This is a genomic window from Phytohabitans houttuyneae, assembly GCF_011764425.1.
Lineage (GTDB): Bacteria > Actinomycetota > Actinomycetes > Mycobacteriales > Micromonosporaceae > Phytohabitans > Phytohabitans houttuyneae.
Window position 1 is genome coordinate 123,328 of sequence record NZ_BLPF01000003.1, and the last position, 17,672, is coordinate 140,999.

17 protein-coding genes and 1 pseudogene are annotated in these 17,672 nt (G+C 71.9%); 12 read left to right on the forward strand and 6 right to left on the reverse strand.

All coding sequences use genetic code 11. The features are described from left to right. Positions 1–522 precede the first annotated feature (522 nt). Entirely contained in the window at positions 523–1,764 is a 1,242-nt protein-coding gene (locus Phou_RS35545) for a hypothetical protein (protein ID WP_173065339.1), read from the reverse strand. A 191-nt stretch (positions 1,765–1,955) separates the two neighbouring features. On the opposite strand from Phou_RS35545, the gene dop reads away from it, so the two are divergent. From dop to prcA, 4 genes are all read left to right on the forward strand, one after another. Next, positions 1,956–3,473, forward strand: coding sequence for a depupylase/deamidase Dop (dop, locus tag Phou_RS35550; protein WP_345511372.1), 1,518 nt, complete (start codon positions 1,956–1,958; stop codon positions 3,471–3,473). A 92-nt stretch (positions 3,474–3,565) separates the two neighbouring features. After that, complete coding sequence (locus tag Phou_RS35555) at positions 3,566–3,784, forward strand: ubiquitin-like protein Pup (RefSeq protein ID WP_173065341.1); 219 nt, start codon at positions 3,566–3,568, stop codon at positions 3,782–3,784. 92 nt (positions 3,785–3,876) lie between these two features. Continuing rightward, positions 3,877–4,716 (forward strand): proteasome subunit beta, encoded by an 840-nt coding sequence (gene prcB, locus Phou_RS35560; RefSeq protein ID WP_173065343.1) that lies wholly within the window; start codon positions 3,877–3,879, stop codon positions 4,714–4,716. A gap of 50 nt (positions 4,717–4,766) precedes the next feature. Further along, positions 4,767–5,603 carry a proteasome subunit alpha gene (gene prcA / locus Phou_RS35565; protein WP_173065346.1) on the forward strand — a complete coding sequence of 279 codons (837 nt, stop codon included), beginning with the start codon at positions 4,767–4,769 and terminating at the stop codon, positions 5,601–5,603. Between the two features lie 203 nt (positions 5,604–5,806). On the opposite strand, the gene Phou_RS35570 is transcribed toward prcA, so the two are convergent. The 3 genes from Phou_RS35570 to rfbB are packed head-to-tail and all read right to left on the reverse strand — an operon-like array spanning position 5,807 to position 8,665. Then, on the reverse strand, positions 5,807–6,823 hold the full coding sequence (locus Phou_RS35570) for a glycosyltransferase family 2 protein (protein ID WP_173065349.1): 1,017 nt from the start codon (positions 6,821–6,823) through the stop codon (positions 5,807–5,809). After that, on the reverse strand, positions 6,816–7,697 hold the full coding sequence (rfbD, locus tag Phou_RS35575; RefSeq protein WP_173065352.1) for a dTDP-4-dehydrorhamnose reductase: 882 nt from the start codon (positions 7,695–7,697) through the stop codon (positions 6,816–6,818). The genes Phou_RS35570 and rfbD overlap by 8 nt, the downstream gene beginning before the upstream one ends. Continuing rightward, positions 7,694–8,665, reverse strand: coding sequence for a dTDP-glucose 4,6-dehydratase (gene rfbB, locus Phou_RS35580; protein WP_173065354.1), 972 nt, complete (start codon positions 8,663–8,665; stop codon positions 7,694–7,696). The genes rfbD and rfbB overlap by 4 nt, the downstream gene beginning before the upstream one ends. Before the next feature lie 79 nt (positions 8,666–8,744). Here rfbB and rfbA point away from each other — a divergent pair. The 6 genes and pseudogenes from rfbA to Phou_RS35610 all read left to right on the forward strand — a co-directional run bounded on the left by rfbA (position 8,745) and on the right by Phou_RS35610 (position 13,547). Next, positions 8,745–9,610, forward strand: a pseudogene (gene rfbA, locus Phou_RS35585) (glucose-1-phosphate thymidylyltransferase RfbA). 4 nt (positions 9,611–9,614) lie between these two features. Then, entirely contained in the window at positions 9,615–10,646 is a 1,032-nt protein-coding gene (locus tag Phou_RS35590; protein ID WP_173065357.1) for an FAD-dependent oxidoreductase, read from the forward strand. Between the two features lie 48 nt (positions 10,647–10,694). Beyond that, positions 10,695–11,294, forward strand: coding sequence for a class I SAM-dependent methyltransferase (locus Phou_RS35595; RefSeq protein ID WP_173065360.1), 600 nt, complete (start codon positions 10,695–10,697; stop codon positions 11,292–11,294). Further along, positions 11,291–11,890 (forward strand): dTDP-4-dehydrorhamnose 3,5-epimerase, encoded by a 600-nt coding sequence (gene rfbC / locus Phou_RS35600; RefSeq protein WP_173065363.1) that lies wholly within the window; start codon positions 11,291–11,293, stop codon positions 11,888–11,890. Before Phou_RS35595 ends, rfbC begins: the two co-directional genes overlap by 4 nt. Before the next feature lie 107 nt (positions 11,891–11,997). Then, on the forward strand, positions 11,998–13,356 hold the full coding sequence (pafA, locus tag Phou_RS35605) for a Pup--protein ligase (RefSeq protein ID WP_173065366.1): 1,359 nt from the start codon (positions 11,998–12,000) through the stop codon (positions 13,354–13,356). Positions 13,357–13,370: 14 nt separating this feature from the next. Next, positions 13,371–13,547 (forward strand): hypothetical protein, encoded by a 177-nt coding sequence (locus Phou_RS35610; RefSeq protein WP_173065369.1) that lies wholly within the window; start codon positions 13,371–13,373, stop codon positions 13,545–13,547. A 32-nt stretch (positions 13,548–13,579) separates the two neighbouring features. Here Phou_RS35610 and Phou_RS35615 read toward each other — a convergent pair whose 3' ends face one another. Both Phou_RS35615 and Phou_RS35620 read right to left on the reverse strand, forming a co-directional pair. Next, on the reverse strand, positions 13,580–14,638 hold the full coding sequence (locus tag Phou_RS35615) for a DUF3866 family protein (RefSeq protein WP_173068768.1): 1,059 nt from the start codon (positions 14,636–14,638) through the stop codon (positions 13,580–13,582). Between the two features lie 21 nt (positions 14,639–14,659). Further along, a complete protein-coding gene (locus Phou_RS35620) occupies positions 14,660–15,589 on the reverse strand; it encodes a cation diffusion facilitator family transporter (protein ID WP_173068770.1) in 930 nt (309 codons plus the stop codon). A gap of 140 nt (positions 15,590–15,729) precedes the next feature. On the opposite strand from Phou_RS35620, the gene Phou_RS35625 reads away from it, so the two are divergent. Then, positions 15,730–16,722, forward strand: a complete 993-nt coding sequence (locus Phou_RS35625; RefSeq protein ID WP_173065372.1) for a helix-turn-helix transcriptional regulator — start codon at positions 15,730–15,732, stop codon at positions 16,720–16,722. Continuing rightward, positions 16,719–17,669 (forward strand): helix-turn-helix transcriptional regulator, encoded by a 951-nt coding sequence (locus tag Phou_RS35630; protein ID WP_173065375.1) that lies wholly within the window; start codon positions 16,719–16,721, stop codon positions 17,667–17,669. Before Phou_RS35625 ends, Phou_RS35630 begins: the two co-directional genes overlap by 4 nt. Positions 17,670–17,672 lie beyond the last annotated feature (3 nt).

The following is a 17,672-nucleotide window of genomic DNA, read 5'->3' on the forward strand; positions in this document are numbered from 1 at the left end:
TGCGGGCCAAGTGCTCTTCCTGGCGAGTTTGCAGTCTGGGGTCGTGCCTCGGCCGTCGGTGGCAAGGGTGCTTCTTGGCGACACGAGGTCGCTCGCCGGGCCGCTCCTCCCGCCGCCAAGCTCATCCGGCCGAGCCTCGACCTGCGGCCTGGATGCTCGTCGTGGCGAGGTACGCACCGTCCGGTCGTTGCCGGGCCGACCGTGGCGGTCTGTGTGGGTCCGGTGCCGCTCCCAGCGCGGAACATCCGGGCGGCGACGGCTCAACCGTCCGCCGCGGTTGGTGTGGAGTCGAGGTCCGCGCCGTCCGGTCGTGGCGGCGCGGCGAAGTGCCATGCCAGCTCGACCCACGTCGCGGCGGGCGGCCGAGGGGCAATTCCGGGGGTGAGGGTGACCAGCGGCGCAGGGTGAGGCCGCGGGAGCAACGGTCCGGACCACGACGAGCGTCGCGGTAGCCCGATGTCAGATCTGGCCCTTGAAGTCGTGGACGCCGAGCAACCGATGTGCCTGCGGCGGACGGCCGGGCTAGCCGGCCTCGGTGGTGGGGGAGGGGCGTTGCTGGAAGGCGGGCAGCAGCCCCTTCGCGACCCGGTCGAGGAGCACCGCCACCGCGACCACCAGGGCGGGCAGCATCGGGATCTCGTAGCGGAACATGGTCCAGAACGGGGCGATCAGGAAGATGCCGGTGGCGCCGACCCAGGCGGACAGGACCAGCCATGGCACCACCGTGCGCCAGGCGACCACGCTGGCGATGATCGACAGGACCAGCAGGAGCACCAGCGGCCAGCTGGAGAGCACGGTCGTGGCTTCCTTGGACAGTGCGGTGGGCACGGTCTCGCGGTACCACGGCATCGCCTCGCCGAGCGTGCGGGCGCGGCCGCCGGTCATGCTGTAGAAGTGGTCGGTGCTGCTCAGCGGCGCGCTCACCAGCTTGCTCCAGATGGCGCCGGCCACCACGCCGGCCGCGGCGCCGGCGGCGGCCGCGGTCCACGAGCGCCAGCGGGCGCGGTCGCGCCACATCGCCCAGATCCATACCGCCGCCACCGTGGCCACCGTGTAGGGCGTGATGACGCGTGCGGTCCCCACCAGGAACGCGGTCAGTGCCAGGCCGGCCACCGTCCACCTGGTCGCCGGCTTGCGCCAGGGCAGCAGCAGGAGCAGTGCGGTGTGCAGCATCAGCGCGAGCGAGTCGGTCAGGCCGCCGACGCACCACTTGGCGATCAGCGGCGAGCAGACGGCGAGCACGCCCGCGGCGGCCGAGGCGGGCACGGAGGCGTGGATGGTGGCCAGGCGGTAGATCAGGAACATCGCCACCACGAACGCGACGGCCGGCACCACCACGATGCCGCCGGGGCCGAAGAGCGCCACCCACGGGACCGACAGCAGCGGCAGCAGTATGCGCGGGCGGTAGCTGAGCGTGAACGGCTTTGAGGCCCACAGGTAGTCGTACGGCTTGAACGTGCCGTGGTCGCGGATGTAGTCGAGCACGATCTGCTCGCCGTGGGCGTTGTCGTACCCCATGTAGTGATACGTGTAGATCAGGTACCACTGCGAGTCGGGGAAGATCTGGTGCGTCTTGGCGTACGTCCACACCATGGCGGTCACGGTGGCCGCGAGCACCACGAGAGCACCCCACGCGTACGGGCCGGACGGGCGGCGCCATCTCCGAGGCGTCTTGACGGGCTTCTCCTCGGCCGAGGGGGCCGGCACGACGGCCTCCTTTTTCTCCTTGGACGGGACGGCTCGCGTGACCGTCAGCTCACCCACCCGCTACGCTCCTCGCCTGGTCGCCATGCGTTTAGCCGTGCGCCGCCCTCTGGGCCGCGTCATGATACCGGAGCGTAGCTCCGCACAGTCGGTACAACCCCACCCGGTGCGGCGCAGCGCGGAGCGCTACCGGCGGACTACGCTCGACACGTGGCGCGTACGCACCTGGGCGGCAGTGAGGTAGGCGAGGCATGAGTGTTCGGCGGATCATGGGGACCGAGGTCGAGTACGGAATCTCGGTGCCCGGCCAGCCCGGGGCCAACCCGATGGTTACCTCTTCCCAGGTGGTCAATGCGTACGGGGCACGCCCCGAGCTGACCCGCGGCGGGCGGGCGCGCTGGGACTACGAGGAGGAGTCGCCGCTGCGGGACGCGCGCGGCTTCACGTACTCCGGGGCGGCTTACGACCCCGCTGAGGCGCTCGCCGACGAGGATCTGGGTTTGGCCAACGTGATCCTCACCAACGGCGCCCGGCTGTATGTGGACCACGCCCACCCCGAGTACTCGACGCCCGAAGTCACCAATCCGCTTGACTTGGTCAAGTGGGACAAGGCGGGCGAGCGGGTCATGGCCGAGGCGTCGCGGCGGGCCGCGACCATCCCGGGCACGCACCCGATCCACCTGTACAAGAACAACACCGACAACAAGGGTGCGAGCTACGGGGCGCACGAAAACTACCTGATGCGCCGCCAGACGGCGTTCGCCGACATCGTGGCGTACCTGACGCCGTTCTTCGTCACGCGGCAGATCGTGTGCGGCGCGGGGCGGGTGGGTCTCGGCCAGGACGGGTCGCAGCCCGGCTTCCAGATCTCGCAGCGGGCCGACTTCTTCGAGGTGGAGGTGGGGCTGGAGACCACCCTCAAGCGCCCGATCATCAACACCCGCGACGAGCCGCACGCGGACGCCGACAAGTACCGGCGGCTGCACGTCATCATCGGCGACGCCAACCTGTCCGAGATCTCCACGTACCTCAAGCTCGGCACCACCGCCCTCGTGCTCACGATGATCGAGGAGAAGGTGCTCACGCCCGACCTCGGCATCGCCGACCCGGTCTCCGAGCTCAAGGCGGTCAGCCACGACCCCACGCTGTCCCACCTCATGCGGCTGCGCGACGGGCGGCGGCTGACCGCGCTCGACCTGCAGTGGGCGTACTTCGAGCGGGCCAAGTCCTTTGTGGACGACCGGTACGGAGCGGACACCGACGCCGCCACCACCGACGTCCTCGCCCGGTGGGAGAGCGTCCTGGACCGCCTCGGCCGCGACCCGATGCTCTGCGCCGACGAGCTGGACTGGCTGGCCAAGCTGCGGCTGCTGGAGGGGTACCGCGAGCGCGAGAAGCTGGGCTGGGCCTCGCACAAGCTCCAGCTCGTCGACCTGCAGTACTCCGACGTCCGCCCGGAGAAGGGCCTCTACCACCGCCTCGTCGCCCGCGGCTCGATGAAGACGCTGCTCGACGAGGAGGTGACCCGCCGCGCGATGGTCGACCCGCCGGAGGACACCCGGGCGTACTTCCGGGGACGCTGCCTGGCCCAGTACGCGTCCGAGGTGGTCGCCGCCAGCTGGGACTCGGTCATCTTCGACGTGGGGCGCGAGTCGCTCGTGCGGGTGCCGATGATGGAGCCCGAGCGGGGCACCCGCAAGCACGTCGGTGCCCTCTTCGACCGCTGCGCCAGCGCCAAGGACCTGCTCGAGGCGATCACCGGCGGGTGAACGCTGCGCCTTGCGCGAAACGTCGCGCGGGGCGGGGGTTTCCGTGGCGCGGGCAAGGTAGTTTTTCAGCAAGCGATGTTGAGGAGGACCCGATGGCTACCCGTGACAGTGGCGGTCAGTCGCAGTCCGGCAAGGCGCGCCGCGAGGAGGACGTCGACGCCGGCCCGGCCCCCGAGGCCAACCCGGAGGTCGCCGAGCGCCACGCCGAGATCACAGAGGACGTCGACGACCTGCTCGACGAGATCGACTCAGTCCTGGAAGAGAACGCAGAGGAATTCGTCCGCGGATACGTCCAAAAGGGCGGAGAGTAGTAGTTTCCTGGCCGAACGGTCACTCGCGCCGTCGCGCCCGTCGCGGCGGCGTCGAGTATGTTCTTGGCGATCACCTAACTGAAGGGAAGCACGTGCCAGCGGGTTACGAGCCATCCGGGCGCCATTCAGACTTCTTCAGCAACCCGGGGACGTCCTCCTTCACGCAGTTTCTCAGTCAGACCGCGCCGGAGCTGCTGCCCGGGCGCCGTCCCCTCCCGCCGGGGTACTCGGCGGACATGGCACCCCACGCCACCACCGTCGTCTCGATCGTGTGCGCCAACGGCGTGGTGATGGCCGGTGACCGCCGCGCGACCGCGGGCAACCTCATCGCCAGCCGCGACATCGAGAAGGTGCACCCCGCCGACCCGTACTCGCTGGTGGGCATGGCCGGCACCGCCGGCATCGGCATCGAGCTGATCAAGCTGTTCCAGGTGGAGCTCGAGCACTACGAGAAGATCGAGGGCGCGATGCTCTCGCTCGACGGGAAGGCCAACCGCCTCGCCACGCTCGTGCGCAACAACCTCGGCGCGGCCATGCAGGGCCTCGCGGTCGTGCCGATCTTCGCCGGCGTCGACCTCGCGGCCACCGACCCGGCCAAGGTGGGGCGCATCTTCAGCTTCGACGTGGCCGGCGGCCTCTACGAGGAGACCGGGTACGACGGGATCGGCTCCGGCTCGCTGTTCGCCAAGTCGGCGCTCAAGAAGCGGTACCGGCCCGGCCTGTCCGTCGAGGAGGCGGTCACGCTCGGCGTGGAGGCGCTCTACGACGCGGCCGACGACGACACCGCCACCGGCGGTCCCGACCTCACCCGCAAGATCTACCCGGTGGTCATGAGCGCGACCGTCGAGGGCACCCGCCGCCACACCGACGAGGAGGTCGGCGCGATAGCCGAGGCCGTCGTCGCCCGCCGCATGGAAAACATCGGCGGCTGATCCGCACCACTGGTCTCCGCCCGAATCTCGCCTGAAGGAGTGCCGCCGTCGTGGCCATGCAGTTCTACGCTTCGCCCGAGCAGATCATGCGCGACCGCTCGGAGCACGCCCGCAAGGGCATCTCCCGCGGTCGCAGCGCCGTCGTGCTCACGTACGAGGGCGGGGTGCTTTTCGTCGCGGAAAACCTCACCTCGCTGCGCAAGGTGAGCGAGATCTACGACCGCATCGGGTTCGCTGCCGTGGGGCGGTACAACGAGTTCGAAAACCTGCGCCGCGCCGGCGTGCGGATGGCCGACCTCAACGGGTACAGCTACGACCGCCGCGACGTGACCGGCCGCGCGATCGCCAACGCGTACGCGCACGCGCTCGGCGCCATCTTCACCGAGCAGGTGAAGGCGTACGAGGTGGAGATCTGCGTGGCCGAGGTGGGCGTCACGGCCGAGTCGGACGAGCTGTACCGGATCACGTACGACGGGTCGGTGCAGGACGAGCCCGGCGTGATGGCGATGGGCGGCCAGGCCGAGTCCATCTCCGGCGCGCTGAAGGAGTCCCACCGCGCCGACCTCTCGCTCGGCGCGGCGGTGCGGCTGGCCGTCAAGGCGCTGGGCAGCGTGGGCGGCGAGGGCGGGCAGCCGCGCACCCTCGGCGCCGACCAGCTCGAGGTGGCGGTGCTGGACCGGCGCCGCACGGGCCGCACGTTCCGGCGGGTGACCGGGGTGGCGCTGACGTCGCTGCTCACCGAGGAGGAGCCGCCGGCGCCCGCCACCGAGTCACCGTCCGAGCCGCCGCCCGCCCAGGAGAAGAAGGCGCCGCCGCAGTCGGCCGGCTCCGACGACCTGGAGATCCTCGACGACCTGGACGACACCGAGGGCGACGCCAAGCAGTAGCGCCGGCTCGCCTCACTTCAAGACCAGGATCCGGGCTACCGCGATGTCCGCAGTGGCCCGGACCGTTCCTCCCGGGCCTCACCGTCCGCGCGGGGGCAAGCTCCAACCTGATCCGGCCCTGCGGGCCGGGGCCATGCGTCACCGTCCGCGCTTGCCTCGCCTGTGTCGTGCCGGTCTGTGGGCTTGCGGTTGGTGACGAAGCGCTACAGCCAGCGGCGGATCAGGCGCCAGTAGCGGGTCATCAGCGCGTTCAGGAGGCCGACACCGGGCGGGTTGATCAGCGGGGTGTCGAAGCGGTCGGTCAGGACGCGCATCCACTCGCGGTCCGGGACCACGCGCTCGGCCTGCAGGGCGCGGCGGCGGGCGCGCAGGTGGGCGCGGTGGTGCCACAGCCAGCCGTAGCCGCGCAGTTTGTCCTTCAGCCAGCCCTCCTTGGCGGAGAGCAGGATCATCACCAGCTCCAGCGCGAGCAGCGGCGGCCCGAGCAGGGCCAGGGCGCGGCCGCCCCAGACGGTGGTGACGAACATCAGGCGGTTGCGCTCGATCAGGTAGAACTTGAAGCTGACCTTGCTGAACTCGTAGCCGTGCAGGGCGACCGCGTCCGGGACGTTTACCACCCGCTTGCCCAGGCGCCAGGTGCGCAGGGAGATCTCGGCGTCCTCGACGTACGCGAAGTAGTGCTCGTCGAAGCCGCCCAGGCGCTGCCAGTGCGCGCGGCGGGTGACCACGAAGGCGCCCATCGCGCCGGCGGTCTCGGTGGGCTCCGTGCGGGTCTCGCGCTCGCGGAAGCCGCCCACCCAGCTCACGCCGAGCACGTGGATCTCGTTGCCCCGGGAGTTGAGCAGCTCGGGCTCGTCGGCGAGGCGCACGGCGCCGGCGGCCACGCCGATGGTCTCGTCGGCCAGCACGTCGACCAGGCGGGCGAGCGCGTCGGGCTCGACGATGGCGTCGCCGTTGACCAGCGCCAGGAACTCGCCCGAGGCGGCCGCGGCGCCCGCGTTGCAGCCGGCGGAGAAGCCGACGTTTTCCCCGGAGCCGGCCAGGACGACGCCGGGCAGGCTCGCCAGGTAGGGCAGGTCGGGGTTGGTGCAGCCGTTGTCGACCAGGACGACCTCGACGTCGACCTTGACGGAGGCGAGCAGTGCCTCGACGCAGCGCCGCAACAGTGGCTCCGCGCGCCACGCCAGCACCACGGCACTCACCCGGGGCAGGTCAGGCACGGGGGCTCCCGAGGTAGGCGGACAGCATCGACTCCCAGTCTGGCATGGGTGTCATCCCGGCTTCGGCCCAACGATCATGACCGAGCACGCTGTACGACGGGCGGGGCGCTGGCCGCACGTACCGCTCGCTGGTCGTCGGGCGCACCCGCTCGGGGTCGTGCCCGGCCCGGGCGAAGATGGCGCGGGCCAGCCCGAACCAGGTGGTCTCGCCGCTGGCCGTGCCGTGGTAGACGCCGGGCGGCGCGTCGGCGAGCGCCAGGTCGACCAGGCGCTCCGCGAGCGCCCACGACCAGGTCGGCTGCCCCCGCTGGTCGTCGACCACGTCGAGCGTCTCCCGTTCGCCGGCCAGCCGCAGCATCGTGGTGACGAAGTTGCGGCCGTGCGCGCCGTAGAGCCAGGCCGTGCGCACCACGTACCCGCCGGCGGCCAGGACGGCCTCCTCACCGGCGAGCTTGCCCCGGCCGTACGCGTTGATCGGGTCGGTCGGCGCGTCCTCGGGGTACGGCGAGGTGGCGTCGCCGCGGAACACGTAGTCGGTGGAGACGTGCACCAGCCTCGCACCGCTCGCCTCGGCCGCGCGGGCCAGGTTTGCGGCGCCGTGGCCGTTGACCGCGGTGGCCTCGGCCTCGCGCTCCTCGGCGCCGTCGACGTCGGTCCAGGCGGCCGCGTTGAGCACCACGTCGTGGCCGGTGACGGCGGCGCGGACGGCGGCCTCGTCGCGCACGTCGAGGTCGGCGCGGGCGAGCGCGGTCACCTCAAGCTCGGGACGGTGCTTGAGCACGCCGAGCAGGTCATGTCCGAGCATGCCGCCCGAGCCGGTGACGAGGACCCGCCGCGCCTGCCACGCACCGCCGCCGTGGTCGATGCCGCTCATCCCTTGAGGGGCTCCCACCACGCGCGGTTGTCCCGGTACCAGGCGACCGTCTCGGCCAGGCCGCGGGTGAGGTCGACCGTCGGCGCGTACCCCAGCTCCTGGCTGATCTTGGTGATGTCGAGGCTGTAGCGGCGGTCGTGGCCCTTGCGGTCGGGCACCGGCCGCACCGACTCCCAGGTGGCGCCGCACGCCTCGACCAGGCGCTCGGTCAGCTCCTTGTTGGTGAGCTCGGTGCCGCCGCCGATGTGGTAGACCTCGCCCGGCCGCCCCTTGTCCTGCACGAGCGCGATGCCACGGCAGTGGTCGTGCACGTGCAGCCAGTCGCGGACGTTGCCGCCGTCGCCGTAGAGCGGCACGGTGCCGCCGTCCAGCAGGTTGGTGACGAAGAGCGGGATGACCTTCTCCGGGTACTGGTGGTGCCCGTAGTTGTTGGAGCAGCGGGTGACCACCACGTCGAGCCCGTGCGTGCGGAAGTACGCGAGCGCGAGCAGGTCGGAGCCGGCCTTGGAGGCCGAGTACGGAGAGTTGGGGGCGAGCGGCCAGTCCTCGGTCCACGAGCCGTGCTCGATCGACCCGTACACCTCGTCGGTGCTCACGTGCACGAACCGTCCCGTGCCGTGCTTGAGCGCCGCGTCCAGCAGCGTCTGGGTGCCCAGCACGTTTGTCGTCACGAACGGCGCGGCACCGGCGATCGAGCGGTCGACGTGCGACTCGGCCGCGAAGTGCACGATCACGTCGTGACCGGGCACCACGTCCTCGACCAGCGCGGCGTCGCAGATGTCGCCCTGCACGAAGCGGAGGCGGGGGTCGTCGCGCACCGGGTCGAGATTGGCCAGATTGCCCGAGTAGGTGAGCTTGTCGAGCACGGTGACCGCGGTCGGCGCGGCGGCCGGGAGCGTGCCGCGCAACAGCTCGCGCACGTACTCCGACCCGATGAACCCGGCTCCGCCGGTGACGAGGAGTCTCACGAGGTCCGCAGTCTACGCGACGTAATCACCGGTCGCCCTGTCGGCAGCACGACTTCCGCGGCGCCGCTAAGGTACCGGGGTGCGCGGAATCCTTCTCGCCGGCGGCACCGGCTCCCGGCTGTGGCCGATCACCCGGGCGGTCTCGAAGCAGCTGATGCCGGTCTTCGACAAGCCGATGATCTACTACCCCCTCACCACGCTGGTGATGGCCGGGATCCGCGAGATCCTGATCATCACGACCCCGAGGACCAGCCGCAGTTCCAGCGGCTGCTGGGCGACGGCTCGCAGTGGGGCCTCGACCTTCGCTACGCGGCGCAGCCGCGGCCCGAGGGCATCGCGCAGGCGTTCGTCATCGGGGCGGACTTCATCGGCGACCAGCCGGTGGCGCTCATCCTCGGCGACAACATCTTCCACGGCGTGGGCCTGGGCCACCAGCTGGCCAGCCACGACGACGTGGCCGGCGGGCGGGTGTTCGCGTACCCGGTGGCCAACCCGGAGGCGTACGGGGTGGTCGAGTTCGACGCCGACGGGCGGGTGCTGTCGATCGAGGAGAAGCCGGACCGCCCCAAGTCCCGGTACGTGGTGCCCGGCCTCTACTTCTACGACAACCGCGTGGTCGAGATCTCCCGCGCCCTCAAGCCCTCCGACCGGGGCGAGCTGGAGATCACCGCGGTCAACGAGGCGTACCGCGAGAGGGGCGAGCTGTCGGTCACCGTGCTCGACCGGGGGACCGCGTGGCTGGACACCGGGACGTTCACGTCGCTGATGCAGGCGGCCGAGTTCGTGCGGGTGATCGAGGAGCGGCAGGGCCTCAAGATCGGCTGTGTCGAGGAGGTCGCCTGGCGTGCCGGGTTCCTCTCCGCCGAGCAGCTGCGCGACCTGGCCGGCCCGCTGACCAAGAGCGGCTACGGCGACTACCTGCTGGGCCTGCTCGACGACGCGTGACGTGATGAGGGTCGCGGTCGTCGGCGCCGGAGTCGTCGGGCTGTCAGCCACCGCCGCGCTGCTCGACCGCGGCGTCGACGCGGTGTGCCTGGAGCGGACCGGACCCATGGCCGAGCGGTCCACCGGCTCGTCGCGGATCTTCCGCCTGGCACACGGCAGCGCCGACCTCGTCGCGCTCGCCCGGGACGCCCGCGCCGGCTGGGCGCGCTGGAGCGAAGCCGCCGGGCGGCCGCTGGTCCGGGACGTCGGCTGCCTGGTCAGTGGCGCCACCACGCTGGAGTGGACGGCGGCGATGCGCAAGGCCGCCGCGCCGTACACGGTCGCCGGCTCCGACTGGCCCGACCTCGGCCTGCCGGTCCGGCGCGCGCCGGACGTGATCCTGCACGATCCGACCGGCGGCGTGATCGACGCCGAGGGCGCCGGGAGCCACCTCGCCGGCCGGGTGGGCGGCGCGCTGCGGATCGCCACCGTGTACGGGCTGGAGGAGCGGGGCACCGGCGCCCGCGTCTACACCTCCGGCGGCCCGCTCGACGTCGACGCGGTGCTGATCGCGGCCGGCGCGGGCACCTCGCCGCTGGCCGCGCGGGTGGGCATCTACACGCCGGCGGTGCTGGCGCACCACGTGCGCTTCACGTTCGCCACCACCCGGACCGGGCCGCTGCGCAGCTGGATCGACCAGAGCCCCGGCCGCATGGGCACGTACCAGCACATGGCCGGGCCCGGCCGGTGGGTGGTCGGCGGCCTGCTCGACTACGCGGCCATCGCCTGGGAGGCGGGGCGGGACGAGGCCACCCGCGTGTCCCGCGAGGCGGTGCTGGCGTACGTGCGCGATCACCTCGACGGGGTGGAGCCGGCGGTCCTGGACGAGCTGTACTGCACCACGATGGCCGAGCTCGGCGACGGGTTCCACCTGCGCCGGCGCGGGCCGTTCACGGCTGTGTACGGTGACAATCTGTTCAAGTTCGCCCCGCTGCTCGGCGACCTGCTGGCCGCCGCGGTGACCGAGGGTACGGAGGACGAGGTCGACCATGTCTAGGCGTGCCCGGTTGCGGTCCGCTGGCCTGGTCTGACAGGCTTACCGCCCGTGCAGCAGGAGAAGCCGAGCACCCAGGGTGCCGACTACACCGACCGGCTCCAGAAGGTGACCGGCGCCCGGTGGAAGCAGGTCCTCGACGTCCAGCGTCCGTACCGGTGGAACATCCGCCGCCTCAAGCTCGGGCGCACCCTCGACGTGGGCTGCGGCCTGGGTCGCAACCTCGCCCACCTCGGCGGAAACGGGGTGGGCGTCGACCACAACCCGACCTCCGTCGAGGTCGCGCGGTCGCAGGGCTTCGAGGCGTACACGATCAACGAGTTCTTCGAGACCGACCGCGCCGCGACGTTCGACTCGATGCTCGCCGCCCACCTGCTGGAGCACATGCCCGAGGAGCAGGCCCGCAAGGTCGTCGAGTCGTACCTGCCCTGCGTGAGGCCGGGCGGCAAGGCGGTCTTCATCACCCCGCAGGAGCGGGGGTACGCCAGCGACGCCACCCACGTGCGCTTCGTGGGCTTCGCCGAGGCGGCCGCGATGTGCCGCGACCTGGGGCTGACCGTGGAGAAGCAGTACTCGTTCCCGTTCCCGCGGTTCATGGGCAAGCTCTTCACGTACAACGAGTTCGTCACCGTGGCGCGGTTCCCGTCATGAAGATCCGGCCGCTCAGCATCGAGGGCGCGTGGGAGATCACGCCCCAGCAGCACTCCGACGCGCGTGGCGCCTTCCTGGAGTGGTACCGCTTCGATCGCCTCGCCGAGGTGGTCGGGCACCCGCTCAACCTGGCGCAGGCCAACCTCTCCATCTCGGCGCGCGGCGTGGTGCGCGGCATCCACTTCGCCGACGTGCCGCCCGGCCAGGCCAAGTACGTGACGTGCACGCGCGGCGCGGTCGTCGACGTGATCGTGGACATCCGGGTCGGCTCGCCCACTTTCGGCAGGTGGGAGGGGGTCCGCCTGGACGACGTGGACCGCAAGGCGGTGTACCTCAGCGAGGGGATCGGCCACGGCTACTGCGCGCTGACCGACGAGCCTGAGTTCGTGTACCTGTGCTCCAGCACGTACAACCCGACGGCTGAGCACACGGTCAACCCGCTCGACCCCGAGCTCGGCATCGAGTGGCCGGCCGAGGTGCCGATCTTGTCCCCGCGGGACGAGGCGGCGCCGAGCCTGGCGCAGGCGCGGGCCGACGGGATCTTGCCGTCGTACGACACGTGCCGCGAGTACGCCGAAACCTTGCGTCAGGAGTGACGTTCCGGGCCTTCGGACGGCTAGTGTCTGTTCATGAGCGGGAGCCGTGAGGCTACGGGCATTGCGTCCGACGGCGGACGAGCGCCGAGCGGCGGAGCGGGGTAGGCATGGAACGACGAATCTTCGGGCTCGAGACCGAGTACGGCGTCACCTGTACCTACCGCGGGCAGCGGCGGTTGTCCCCGGACGAGGTGGCCCGCTACCTGTTCCGCCGGGTGGTGTCGTGGGGGCGTTCCAGTAACGTCTTCCTCCGCAACGGGGCCCGGCTCTACCTGGACGTCGGCTCCCACCCGGAGTACGCCACGCCCGAGTGCGACTCCGTCGCCGACCTCGTCGCGCACGACCGGGCCGGTGAGCGGATCCTGGAGGGCCTGCTGGTCGACGCCGAGAAGCGGCTGCACGACGAGGGCATCGCCGGCGAGATCTACCTGTTCAAAAACAACACCGACTCCGCCGGCAACTCGTACGGGTGCCACGAAAACTACCTCGTCTCCCGGCACGGCGAGTTCGGCCGGCTGGCGGACGTGCTCATCCCGTTCCTGGTCACCCGGCAGCTGATCTGCGGCGCCGGCAAGGTGCTGCAGACCCCGCGCGGCGCCGTCTACTGCCTGTCCCAGCGGGCCGAGCACATCTGGGAGGGCGTCTCCTCGGCCACCACGCGCAGCCGCCCGATCATCAACACCCGGGACGAGCCGCACGCGGACGCCGAGCGGTACCGCCGGCTGCACGTGATCGTCGGCGACTCGAACATGAACGAGGTCACCACCCTCCTCAAGGTCGGCAGCGCCGACATCGTGCTCCGCATGATCGAGGCCGGCGTGGTGATGCGCGACCTGTCGCTGGAAAACCCGATCCGGGCCATCCGCGAGGTCTCGCACGACGTCACCGGCCGCCGCAAGGTCCGCCTGGCCTCCAACAAGGAGGTCAGCGCCCTGGAGATCCAGCAGGAGTACCTGGCGAAGGCCACCGAGTTCGTCGAGCGCCGCGGCGGCGACCAGACCGCCAAGCGCGTGGTCGAGCTGTGGGGCCGGGTGCTGCGCGCGGTCGAGACCGGCGACCTCGAGCCGGTGTCCCGCGAGATCGACTGGGTGAGCAAGCTCAAGCTGATCGAGCGGTACCAGGAGAAGCACGACCTGCCGCTCTCGCACCCGCGGGTCGCCCAGATGGACCTCGCCTACCACGACCTGCGCCGCGGCCGCGGTCTCTACGGGCTGCTGGAGCGGCGCGGCCAGGTCGACCGCGTGGCCACCGACCTGGAGATCTTCGAGGCGAAGGAGACCCCGCCGCAGACCACGCGGGCCCGGCTGCGCGGCGAGTTCATCCGTCACGCGCAGGAGAAGCGCCGCGACTTCACCGTCGACTGGGTGCACCTGAAGCTGAACGACCAGGCGCAGCGCACGGTGTTGTGCAAGGACCCGTTCCGCGCGTACGACGAGCGGGTGGAGCGGCTGATCGCCAGCATGTGAGACTTGGTACCGCCATGACTGATGCCTCCCCTCCACCCCGTAAGCCCGGCCTCGTCCAGCGGCGCAAGCAGAAGATCGCCGACGAGATCTCCCGCAACCGCCGCGGCGAGTACAGCGTGCCCACGTGGGTGCTCGCCCTGATCCTCGGCGTCTTCCTGGCCGCCTGGATCGGCCTGATCGTCATTTCTTAAAGACCCGGGCACATCACACCCGCCCGCGCGCGCTACGACAGCAGGGCCGCCGCGTGGCGACCGGCCGCGGCGGCGGCGAGGAAGTACCACGGGTCGGCGTCCAGGCCGCGGCCCATTGTGGACAGTGGCACCGGCGAGGCCTTGAGTGCTGCCTCCAGGCCGTCCACCGCCACGTGGACGATCCGGTGGCGGGCCGACAGTGTCTCCAGCGCGTCCTCGACGGCAAACGGCAGGGGAGTGGGCAGGACCACGTCCGCCGGCGCGAGGGCGACCCGGCCGTACGCCGTCAGGCTGTGGTGCGAGATCCCCCGGTGCCGCGGGCGGGGGTCGGCGTCGGACAGGCGCAGGGAGGCCACGGGGCGGCCGCCGAGCACCGCGGCCGCGTTCACCGCCTCGCCGGCGGCCACGCCGCTGAATCCCCACGCGGTGCCGGTACCCAGGTTGCCCGGTCCCTGTGCGACCACCGTGACGTCCGCGCGGAGTACGTGCCGTGCGGCCAGCAGTCCGCTGTGGACGGTGGTGGCCTCCAGGTCGCCGCCGAAGGACTGGCCGACCGTGACCGTGCCGGCGAGGTGGCCCCGCAGGCCGTCGAGCGTGCGGGAGAACCACGCGGGCAGCGCGCCGCCGTCGGTCATGACGTAGGCGACCGAAGGGCCGGGCCCGATGCCGGCCTGCACCGCCGGGAGCGCGGAGTGCAGGTCCGCCACCACGACCGGCATGCCGTCGATCGAGTCGGCGGACTCCATGACCGCGCGGTGCGGCGAGGCCTCCTCGTCGACGCCGAGCACGATCGCCTGCAGCGGCGTGTAGCGGGCCTTCACGAGGTGGCCGGACTCGCGCGTGGCGGGCGCCGGGGGATCGGGCGGCAGGCGGTCGGGGAGGGCGACCACCAGCGCGTACCCGCCGGTGCCCAGGCCCATCTCCAGGGCGCCGACGTTGAGCAGGACCCGGTCGCCCACCGCCGGCTCGCCGACGAGGGCGGGGTAGGCCAGCGCGCGGACCGGTGCGGAGCCGACGAGCACCTCCAGCGTGCGGACGCCGTTCCAGCTACGACCGAGGGACGCGACCACGCCGGAACGCCACCGAACCACGCCTACGCTCATGGACGTCACCTAACCACGGCGCCTTGTGGGGTCGAGAAAGACGTACCGGATGCCGGCGTACCGGCTCCTCAGGCGGCGCTCGGCCTCGTCGGCGGCGGCCTCGATGTCGGCGCCGGTGGCGTCGTCGGCGAAGTCGACCTTCGCGGCGACCAGGACCTCGGTAGGCCCCAGCTGCATCGTCAGGAGCGTCTCGATGCGCTCGACGGTGGGGATCTCGGCGAGCTCTTCCTCGATCATCCGGCGGATGCGCGGGGTGGCGGCGCGGCCGACCAGCAGCGAGATGTTGCTGCGGGCGAGCGTGGTGGCGGCGACCAGCAGCAGCAGGCCGATCGCGACGGACGCCAGGCCGTCCCACATCTCGTCGCCGGTGGCCTGGGACAGGCCGAGGCCGGCGCCGGCCAGCAGCAGGCCGACCAGCGCGGCGCTGTCCTCCAGGAAGACGGCCTTGATGGTGGTGTCCGGGGTCACCCGCAGGAAGCGGGCCGGGGTGACCCGCCACCGCCGCGCCGAGTTGCGGACCTGCCGCACCGCGCGGGTCAGGGAGATGCCCTCGATGACGAACGAGACGGCCAGCACCACGTAGGCCACCAGGTACTCGCCGCTGTGCTCACCCGAGCGGATCGTGTGCACACCGTGCGTGATGGAGAAGCCGGCCCCCGCCACGAACGTGAACAGCGCCGCGAGGAACGCCCAGACGTAGCTCTCCTTGCCGTACCCGAAGGGGTGCCGCTCGTCCGCCGGGTGCACGCCGCGCCGCAGCGCGGTGAAGAGCAGCACCTCCGTCGTCGTGTCGGCGAGCGAGTGGGCGGCCTCCGACATCATCGCCGCGGAGCCGGAGATGAGGCCCGCGGCCAGCTTGGCGGCGGCGATCGCGAGGTTGGCGATGCCGGCGACGATGACGGTGCCGACGCTCTCCGACTCGGCCCCGCCCTCGGCCAGGCGCGCGTTGAGGTCCGAGGGCAGCGGTGTGGGGCGGCTGTCCGACACGTGCAGATTGTGCCTCACCCGGACGAAACCGTCCGGGCGACGCGGCGTGGGGGAGGCCGTACGGGCGTGCGAATGAGGCTAGAGTCGTGTGCGTGTCGCGGTCACGGACGGAGCGCCTGGTAAACCTGGTGATCTGCCTTCTCTCGACGCGGCGGTTCCTGACCGCCGCGCAGATCGCCGCCACCGTGCCGGGCTACGAGCACAACCCCGACGACCCGCGCGACCACGAGGCGTTCCAGCGCAAGTTCGAGCGCGACAAGGCGGAGCTGCGGGAGCTGGGCGTGCCGCTGGAGACGGGCACCGCGAGCGTCTTCGACGCCGAGCCCGGCTACCGGATCGCCGCCCGGGAGTATGCGCTGCCCGACATCCAGCTCGAGCCCGACGAGGCCGCCGCGGTGGGCATCGCCGCGCGGCTGTGGCGGCACGCGGGCCTCGCGGCGGCCGCCTCGTCCGGCCTGGCCAAGCTTCGTGCGGCCGGCATCGACATCGACCCGTCGGCGACGCTCGGCGTGGAGCCGGTGGTCACCGTCGACCCGGCGTTCGCGCCGCTCACCACCGCCGCCCGCGACCGCCGCACGGTGGCCTTCGACTACCGGGTGCCGGAGGGCGACGGCCCGACCAGCCGCCGGCTGCAGCCGTGGGGCGTGGTCTGCTGGCGCGGCCGGTGGTATGTGGTGGGCCACGACCTCGACCGCGAGGCCACCCGCTGCTTCCGGCTGTCCCGGATCGTGGGGCAGGTGCGGCTGACCGGCAAGCCCGGTGCGTACGAGCCGCCCACCGGCGTCGACCTCATCAGCCACGTGGCCCGCTGGTCCGGTCCGGTGGAGCGCACCGGGCGGGCGACCGTGCTGGTGCGTCCCGGCCGCGCGGCGGGGCTGCGCCGCTGGGCCCGCGAGGTCGAGCCGACGGGCGACGGAGACAAGCTCGTGCTGCCGTTCGGCGACGCGGAGAGCTTCGCCGCCTCCCTGGTGGGATATGGCGCGGACGTGCGCGTGCTCGACCCGCCCGAGGTGCGTGAGGCCGTCATCCAGCGGCTCAAGGAGATCGCCACCCGCCACGAGGCGGCGTCGGTGAGCGCACGATGACGGCGCCGTCCCGGGCCTCCGCCGACCGGCTGGGGCGCCTGCTCAACCTCGTGCCGTACCTGCTGGCCCGCCCCGGCATCGAGCTCGCCGAGGCCGCGGCCGAGCTGGGTGTGAGCGACAAGCAGCTGCGCGAAGACCTGGAGCTGCTGTGGGTGTGCGGGCTTCCGGGGTACGGGCCGGGCGACCTGATCGACATGGCGTTCGACGGCGACCGTGTCACGATCACGTACGACGCGGGCATCGACCGTCCCCTCCGGCTCACGCCCGACGAGGCGTTGGCGCTGGTCGTGGCGTTGCGGATGCTCGCCGAGACGCCCGGCATGGCCAACCGCGACGCGATCGAGCGCACGCTCGCCAAGCTGGAGAGCGCCGCCGGTGACCTGACCAGCGCGCCGGTCGAGGTGCGGCTGCCCGGCAACGCCGATCGCCTCGACACGCTGCGCGGTGCGGTGGAGCGGCGGCGGGCGCTGCGGATCACGTACTACACGGCGACCCGCGACGAGCTGACCGAGCGGGTGGTCGACCCGATCCGGGTGCTGGTGGTCGCCGGCCGGGCCTACCTGGAGGCGTGGTGCCGCCGGGCCGAGGCGGTGCGGCTGTTCCGGGCCGACCGGATCGACGCGCTGACCGAGCTCGACGAGCCGGCCCGCCTCCCGGGCGAGGTGCGGCTGCACGACGTGAGCGGCGGGGTGTACCAGCCGGGTCCCGAGCTGCCGCTGGTCACGCTGCGGGTGGGGCGCGGCGGCCGGTGGATCACCGAGTACTACCCGTGCGAGGACGTGCGCCCCGACGGCGAGGAGTGGCTTGTCTCGCTGCGGGTGGCAGACCTGGCGTGGGCGCAGCGTTTCGTGCTCGGACTGGGACCGGACGCCACTGTGGTGGCACCGGTCGATCTGGTCGAGCGGGTGCGCCAGCAGGCGGGTGCGGCGCTCGACCAGTACAGTTGACGA

Excerpts from the sequence above, each read along its gene's own strand:
- pafA (WP_173065366.1), top strand. The coding sequence starts at position 11,998 with ATGGAACGACGAATCTTCGGGCTCGAGACCGAGTACGGCGTCACCTGT.
- rfbD (WP_173065352.1), bottom strand. The coding sequence starts at position 7,697 with ATGAGCGGCATCGACCACGGCGGCGGTGCGTGGCAGGCGCGGCGGGTC.
- Phou_RS35555 (WP_173065341.1), top strand. The coding sequence starts at position 3,566 with ATGGCTACCCGTGACAGTGGCGGTCAGTCGCAGTCCGGCAAGGCGCGC.
- dop (WP_345511372.1), top strand. The coding sequence starts at position 1,956 with ATGAGTGTTCGGCGGATCATGGGGACCGAGGTCGAGTACGGAATCTCG.
- Phou_RS35630 (WP_173065375.1), top strand. The coding sequence starts at position 16,719 with ATGACGGCGCCGTCCCGGGCCTCCGCCGACCGGCTGGGGCGCCTGCTC.
- Phou_RS35590 (WP_173065357.1), top strand. The coding sequence starts at position 9,615 with ATGAGGGTCGCGGTCGTCGGCGCCGGAGTCGTCGGGCTGTCAGCCACC.
- Phou_RS35610 (WP_173065369.1), top strand. The coding sequence starts at position 13,371 with ATGACTGATGCCTCCCCTCCACCCCGTAAGCCCGGCCTCGTCCAGCGG.
- rfbC (WP_173065363.1), top strand. The coding sequence starts at position 11,291 with ATGAAGATCCGGCCGCTCAGCATCGAGGGCGCGTGGGAGATCACGCCC.